Source organism: Gammaproteobacteria bacterium (genome assembly GCA_016765075.1).
In the GTDB taxonomy this organism is placed as follows: Bacteria; Pseudomonadota; Gammaproteobacteria.
On sequence record JAESQP010000091.1, the window covers coordinates 1 to 6,685 of the forward strand.

At 44.9% G+C, this 6,685-nt stretch carries 9 protein-coding genes and 1 pseudogene; 1 reads left to right on the forward strand and 9 read right to left on the reverse strand.

The features are described from left to right. The 5 genes and pseudogenes from sdhB to sdhC form a co-directional block, all read right to left on the reverse strand. Positions 1-299: pseudogene (gene sdhB, locus JKY90_05505) on the reverse strand (succinate dehydrogenase iron-sulfur subunit). Then, on the reverse strand, positions 299-2,077 hold the full coding sequence (gene sdhA, locus JKY90_05510) for a succinate dehydrogenase flavoprotein subunit (protein ID MBL4851722.1): 1,779 nt from the start codon (positions 2,075-2,077) through the stop codon (positions 299-301). Before sdhA ends, sdhB begins: the two are co-directional and overlap by 1 nt. Then, positions 2,074-2,409, reverse strand: a complete 336-nt coding sequence (gene sdhD / locus JKY90_05515; protein ID MBL4851723.1) for a succinate dehydrogenase, hydrophobic membrane anchor protein — start codon at positions 2,407-2,409, stop codon at positions 2,074-2,076. Before sdhD ends, sdhA begins: the two co-directional genes overlap by 4 nt. Before the next feature lie 2 nt (positions 2,410-2,411). After that, a complete protein-coding gene (locus JKY90_05520) occupies positions 2,412-2,684 on the reverse strand; it encodes a hypothetical protein (protein ID MBL4851724.1) in 273 nt (90 codons plus the stop codon). After that, a complete protein-coding gene (sdhC, locus tag JKY90_05525) occupies positions 2,681-3,052 on the reverse strand; it encodes a succinate dehydrogenase, cytochrome b556 subunit (GenBank protein MBL4851725.1) in 372 nt (123 codons plus the stop codon). The genes JKY90_05520 and sdhC overlap by 4 nt, the downstream gene beginning before the upstream one ends. Before the next feature lie 118 nt (positions 3,053-3,170). On the opposite strand from sdhC, the gene JKY90_05530 reads away from it, so the two are divergent. Further along, positions 3,171-4,175 (forward strand): folate-binding protein YgfZ, encoded by a 1,005-nt coding sequence (locus JKY90_05530; protein MBL4851726.1) that lies wholly within the window; start codon positions 3,171-3,173, stop codon positions 4,173-4,175. A gap of 3 nt (positions 4,176-4,178) precedes the next feature. Here the strand turns inward: JKY90_05530 and JKY90_05535 are convergent, their stop codons facing one another. The 4 genes from JKY90_05535 to JKY90_05550 form a co-directional block, all read right to left on the reverse strand. Next, positions 4,179-4,880: an adenine nucleotide alpha hydrolase gene (locus JKY90_05535; GenBank protein ID MBL4851727.1), complete on the reverse strand. Its 702-nt coding sequence runs from the start codon at positions 4,878-4,880 to the stop codon at positions 4,179-4,181. Continuing rightward, entirely contained in the window at positions 4,877-5,248 is a 372-nt protein-coding gene (locus JKY90_05540) for a hypothetical protein (protein ID MBL4851728.1), read from the reverse strand. Before JKY90_05540 ends, JKY90_05535 begins: the two co-directional genes overlap by 4 nt. Continuing rightward, on the reverse strand, positions 5,245-6,054 hold the full coding sequence (locus JKY90_05545) for a cobalamin-binding protein (protein MBL4851729.1): 810 nt from the start codon (positions 6,052-6,054) through the stop codon (positions 5,245-5,247). Before JKY90_05545 ends, JKY90_05540 begins: the two co-directional genes overlap by 4 nt. A gap of 211 nt (positions 6,055-6,265) precedes the next feature. After that, a partial coding sequence (locus JKY90_05550; protein ID MBL4851730.1) for a hypothetical protein occupies positions 6,266-6,685 on the reverse strand: 420 nt, incomplete at its 5' end.

Consider the following 6,685-nt stretch of genomic DNA (forward strand, 5'->3'; position numbering starts at 1 on the left):
ATCCACCACCAAATCACGAATTACTGGCATACTCGGTAACGGTCGTATAGCGATTGGCTGCTTTAAGTCACTCACCGCAGTAATACAACTCAATACATTGCGGCCATAACATTGACTACATCCGAACCACACACCCCTTCACCACAGGAATGTCGAAAACTGAGCGTTTCATCCTGCACTTTTATTGCTTTTAATACATCGAGCAACATTGCGTCGTCAGCTATGCTGTCAAGCTGATAATTCTGCATATAGGGCGAATCATTAGTTTCAGGGTTATAGCGGTATATACGTATTTCCATCAGTACACTCGCTCTTTCGGCGGAAATGAGGCAACAGAGATTGGCTTCATCCTTACCGGCTTATAATCAACAACACCTTCTTCAAGATGGTAGAGCGAATGCTTAAGCCAGTGCGTATCATCACGCTGCGGATAGTCAATACGGCAATGTGCGCCACGACTTTCGCAACGTGCCAATGCAGACTCAACAGTTGCTAAGCCAATATCAACTAAATTTTCTAATTCCAACAATTCAATTCTCGCGGTATTAAAGACCTTACTATGATCCTGCAAAGTGACATCTAGCAAACGCTGCTTAATAGTTTTAACCTTATCGACACCAAGCTGCAAAACAGCTTCAGTGCGAAAGACACCACAATATTCTTCCATCGCTGCCTGTAATTCGCTTCTTAATCCAGCAACTGTCTCACCTTCGCCCTTTCTATCCCAATGCGCTAACCGTGCTAAAGATGCTGCAATACCGTTATCATCAAATGCCTTATGATGACGATTTTCCTTAAGATAAGCGATAATATGATTGGCAGCCGCACGACCAAAAACAATAATATCTAACAAAGAATTGCCACCCAACCGATTGGCGCCATGCACCGACACACAGGCACATTCCCCCGCTGCATACAATCCTGGCACCGCTTCCTCAGCACCACCCGCCACCGATGACATAACTTGACCATAACGATTGGTCGGAATACCGCCCATTGTATAGTGCGCCGTTGGAAACACTGGTATGGGATTATCAATGGGATCAATACCCAAGAAGGTCATTGCTGTATCACGAATACCAGGCAAACGCTGCTTGATAAGTTCGGCACCAAGGTGATCGAGTTTTAGTAAGACATAGTCTTTGTTTTTACCACAACCACGACCTTCACGCACTTCAGTGGCAATGGCACGACTGACCACATCACGACTGGCAAGATCTTTGGCATGTGGCGCATAACGCTGCATAAAGCGCTCACCATCACAATTAATGAGATAGCCACCTTCACCACGCACTCCCTCGGAGATAAGCATACCTTTACCCGCAATACCGGTTGGGTGAAACTGAAAAAACTCCATATCCTGTAGCGGAATACCCGCACGCAAGGCCATGGCCATACCATCACCCGTATTAATACGGGCGTTAGTATTAGTACGAAATAACTGGCCAACCCCACCGGTGGCAATCAACGTTGTCTTGGCTTCAATAATAAGCAACTCACCCGTTTCAATCTCAAGCACCAATGCACCCAGTACGTTTTGGTCTTTATCGCTGATGAGATCAATAGCGAAATACTCGTCAAAAAAATGTGTCTTTGATTTGAGATTTTGTTGATAGAGCGTATGCAAAATTGCATGTCCGGTACGATCAGCAGCAGCGCACGTACGCGATGCCTGGTCACCACCAAAATCCTGGCTTTGACCACCAAACGGCCGTTGATAAATCTTGCCGTTGTCTAAACGCGAAAACGGTACGCCCATGTGCTCAAGCTCTATCACCATACGTGACGCCGCACGGCACATATATTCGATGGCGTCTTGATCGCCCAGATAATCACTGCCTTTTATCGTGTCGTACATATGCCAATGCCAGTTATCTGCTGTTACATTGGCCAATGCCGCATTAACACCACCTTGAGCTGCGACGGTATGTGACCGTGTTGGAAAGACCTTGGACACGACTGCAACTGTCACATCAGCGCGCGCTAATTGCAAAGCGGCACGCAGGCCACCACCACCGGCACCGATAACTAAAGTATCAAAACGGCGCCGTGGAATATTGGCAATATCACTACTCATAACAACCTACTCTCGGGGTACATCGCCTTTAATAAAACCAGAAACAACCAAAGGGTTTGACCAAACAACATAATGAAGATCAAGCCAAGTAGCAATACTCGAAGAGAAAAACGATGCACATAATCGATGACAATATCGCGTAGCCCTATCCACGCATGCAGAGATATGGCCATAAAAAACAAAATACTCGACAACGCTACCGGGGTGGCAGTGACCATCCCACGCCATTCTGAATAATTTTGCGGCGGTGATAATAAGAAATAAAAAATAACCGCAATAAAACAGGCCAGCATAAACACGGCTGTCAGTCGTTGTAGCAACCAAGCGTGCATGCCTAGTGCTCCTTCAAGAGGATATTGCCGTGTTCAGTTGGTCTGTCAACGTTCATGGCAAGGCGCGGCTCATGTTCCCTTTGCAAGAGATGCAACGTAACCATGGGCGTTGATAGGCCAACCCTTCGGGCGTTGCTGTGGCATTTCGCCTCGGCGTTACAGCGCTTGCCAAGGGAACAACCCTTGCCTGCGAGCTGTGCCTTGATGCCAAATGCCACAGCAACGCTGAACACGGCAATATCCTCTTGAAGGAGCACCAGTATTGAAGTGATCACAGTAACACCACCCAGGCTGCCAAAACCAAACTCAAGGCGCTGAGTATAAGCACCACTCGTGCCGAGTCCCGACCTTGTACTGGTCGAGCATAAAAATCGATAAGTAGCAGGCGAAAACCAGCAAAAACATGATGGCCAAATGCCCATAAGACAAGCACTAGCAACAACTTTATGGGTATTGTTAGCAGATGGTTCAACAACTGCTGATAACTGTCTCTACTTTCGAGCGAAATAGACAGAAAGTAGACCACCAATGGCATCGCGATAGCCAATATGACACCCGCAACCCGATGCAAAATCGACACCAAGGCCATTGCCGGGAAATGAATTTGGGACAGCTTTAAAAAGACTGGGCGTTGTAAGTCCATGCGCCGAGCAACCCTATCAAAGTGGATTTTATTTTGTTACACATCTTGATTGGTATTCCGTATCATTAATACCGCTAATACTTCCCGTACAGCATAACAAACTAGAGCACTCTGACCTATGAGCAATAAGCAGTATCCAGAAATTCTCGGCAACATGGCCTTATCAGATAGTACTAGCGATATTCTCCAGCAAAATCTACTTTGCCAAATCAACAATCTTAAGGTCATTGAAATTCATGGTGCAGATGCCAAAAAATTTCTTCACGGCCAACTGACCAATGATGTTGAGGCGCTTGATAAAAACACACTACAACTGAACGGTTATTGTGACCCTAAAGGCCGACTCATTGCATTATTCTACTTGATTCGATTAACACATAAATACTTGATGATAATTGATCAATCGATTTCATCAAATGTGGTTAAACGCTTGCAAATGTTTGTACTCATGGCCGAAGTTAAATTTGAGCCAAGCGAGCTGCAATGTATCGGTTTTGCTCAGCAAGTATCAAACAATACATCAGACCTGATCACAGATGCCGCACTATCGCCATGCGACGCATCCATTGATAATAATGGTCTAATTTTGGCCAGGCTTGATGGCGAGTTAGCTCGCCACCTAATCATTGGCGATAATAACCAGCTTGGCCAGGCATGGAGCATGCTATCGAAAGATAATTTGATCTGTGACAATAGCGTCTGGCGCTTACTCGATATTCAGCAAGGTCAGCCAACATTAATAGAAAAAATCCAGGGTGCTTTTATCCCGCAAATGATGAACCTTGACCTGGTCGGCGGCTTGAGTTTTAACAAAGGCTGCTATCCCGGCCAAGAGGTCGTCGCCCGTATGCATCACCTGGGCAAGCTCAAACGACGTATGTATCACTTGCATATTATCTGTACAGAACAGCCTTTGGCTGGCGATGGTATTTATAGCTCTGAAACCAATAGCAACGAAAGTGCTGGAAAAATCGTCTCTATCGTAAAAACAAAAGACAACGAATTTGCAGCGCTAGCTGTCTTGCAAATTAAACATAAAGAAAACAAAGACCTTTACCTGGGTGATGATACCGATACCGCACTGTCATTGATTACCATGCCCTATGAAATAAAAGAATCATAGCTGCTAGCCAGCTAACACTGTATCGCTTTTGCCTAAGAAACCTGGCAATACATCAGCAAAGACAAAACCTTCGCGCTCAACTACCTCACCGACAGTAATATCAATTGCCTTGTTATAAAACGGCGCAGCAAAGACAAAAGTATGAAACTCACCCCTTTCACCACAGGGATCAACCGAAGGTGGTAAATCAGCCAACAACTCTGCATTAAATTCCCGGCCAGCAAATTCTTTTGGGCATTGCTTGGGGTCAACACAAGTGATCACTGCTTTGAGTCCGGCTTCAACCATCGTCATGGCTAATTCATCTGTCGGTATCTGCCACAGTGGAAATATCGGCGATAAGCCTGTGCCAGCCAGTTGGGTGACTCGGTATTGGCGAATATCTTCAAGAAACAAGTCGCCGAATACTAGCCCTTCTATACCGTCCTCTTGCGCCTGTGTAATAAAAACAGACAAGGCTTGTTCGTATTGAATATTGGAACAAGGATAAGGAATTTCGATAACCGTTAAGGGTAAAGCCATCGCCTGAGCTTGCTGCCTAAGTAACTCCAACCTAACACCGTGCATGGCAACACGTTGAAACTCAGCATTGACCGTGGTGAATATGCCAACAACTTCATAGTCATCAGATTGTTGAATCGTATGTAAAGACCAAGCAGAGTCCTTACCACTGCTCCATGACAACATGACACGTTGTCTTTTCATGTTTTATTTTTCGGGTAGGGACAATGGCGACAACCATTATCACAACAATAGCCGCGTTTTAGATGATACCAGGCAGAAAAGGTCATCAATCCATTTTCCATCTGGTAGTCAATGCCTTCTTCTAAGTCATTCTCAGCAGAATAGTTTGATGCCAGCACCAAAGCTTTATCATGTTCAATGGATTGCAAATAAGCTGGCAAGCCATCCACTAAACACTGCTTGAGACAGTTTGCACACAAGCATGCCTTTTTATCTGTCAGTGGCAACACGGCAGGATAAGATTGACACCAACACAGAGCGTTAGTATCAACAGCACCACAAGCGAACACCGCACCACATTGAGCACATGCCGTTTTTGTCTTGCTCATTTGGCTGTTGATATCTCAGTACGCCACTGATCGATATACGTTTTAATTTGGGCGAGCCCATCTGTCAAGGCAGCTGGCCCAGGTTGCAAAATATCGCACGATTTTATTTCATGAACATGCTGATTTATGACAGCAGGAATTTCATGCCAACCTTCACGTAACATTACTTTTTCAGGTCGAAATTTCTTGCCACACCAGGAACCGATAATAATATCGGGCTGTCTATCAATGACTTCTTGATGATCGGCAACAATACGGTTTTTTGCCAAAGATTGTTGCGCATGGTCAGTGAAACAATCTATGCCCCCAGCAAGCTCGATTAACTCTGATACCCATTGAATACCGGTAATAATGGGATCATCCCATTCCTCAAAATAGACTTTGGGTTTTGGCCTGTCAAAGCATTGGCAACGTAAAGCATCTGCTTTTTGATTAAAGCTATGCACCCATACCTGAGCCTTATCTTGAGCACCCACCATTGCACCCAGCATGAGTATCATCGATAATATTTCATCAATCGAGCGCTGGTTAAAAATATGCACATTAACACCGTGGCGTACCAGCTCCGCCGCAATGTCTGCCTGCATATCAGAAAAACCCAAAACCAGGTCAGGCTTCAACGCAAGAATTTTATCGATCTTAGCTGAAGTAAATGCAGAAACACGTGGTTTTTCTTTACGTGCTTGCGGTGGGCGAACAGTGAAACCAGATATCCCCACAATACGATCTTGCTCACCCAACAAATAAAGCAGCTCGGTGGTCTCTTCGGTCAAACAAACAATTCGCTTTGGCAGGTAGTCCTTCATGTGGCGATACTAACATTTGAAACCAATCGATTCTGAATCATTTTATTTGCACTGATTTAGACTCCGCAGTACCAAAGGATGAAAAACCTCATGGCATAAGGTGCAAATTTTTACTTGTATTGCTAGCCAAGGAGCCTTTGATGTATGTATGTGGATGGGTTATATTTCAGGTAAAAATATTCTATATTAACTAATATAAGGTGCTCTTTTCTCAGGAGAGTCCTTCGATATTTTCTTGTGCTTCCAGACTGCGTTCAAATTCTGGCGCTGTTTCCTGCTCTAATTTTGATCGACGAATTTCAGAATCCAGAAACGCTAACCAAGTCTTTGCGGTCTTGCTGTTACCTTTTGCTTTGGACGCTGACACGGTGGAAAATACCTTGCGTGCTTTACCAAACTTTTTCAAGTTAAACAGGGCGCTGCCCAGCATGATGTTGGCAGTGCCTGGTTTCTTGATGCCGCCTTTTTTCAGGCCTTGCTCAATCGCTTTTACGGCCTCTGACCACTGCTCTAAATTCAAATAAGACTGCGCTAGTCGAATATAAAGCTCACCCTTTTCACTTTGTTCTGCCGCACGTTGCATCGGTGGGATTGCTTTTTTGTCTTCGCGTGCCTGATACCAAGCTTGAGA

What these genes read in the sequence shown, in the direction of transcription:
- JKY90_05530 (MBL4851726.1), top strand. Translation starts at nt 3,171, where the DNA reads ATGAGCAATAAGCAGTATCCAGAAATTCTCGGCAACATGGCCTTATCA.
- JKY90_05545 (MBL4851729.1), bottom strand. Translation starts at nt 6,054, where the DNA reads ATGAAGGACTACCTGCCAAAGCGAATTGTTTGTTTGACCGAAGAGACC.
- JKY90_05535 (MBL4851727.1), bottom strand. Translation starts at nt 4,880, where the DNA reads ATGAAAAGACAACGTGTCATGTTGTCATGGAGCAGTGGTAAGGACTCT.
- sdhA (MBL4851722.1), bottom strand. Translation starts at nt 2,077, where the DNA reads ATGAGTAGTGATATTGCCAATATTCCACGGCGCCGTTTTGATACTTTA.
- sdhC (MBL4851725.1), bottom strand. Translation starts at nt 3,052, where the DNA reads ATGGACTTACAACGCCCAGTCTTTTTAAAGCTGTCCCAAATTCATTTC.
- JKY90_05540 (MBL4851728.1), bottom strand. Translation starts at nt 5,248, where the DNA reads ATGAGCAAGACAAAAACGGCATGTGCTCAATGTGGTGCGGTGTTCGCT.
- sdhD (MBL4851723.1), bottom strand. Translation starts at nt 2,409, where the DNA reads ATGCACGCTTGGTTGCTACAACGACTGACAGCCGTGTTTATGCTGGCC.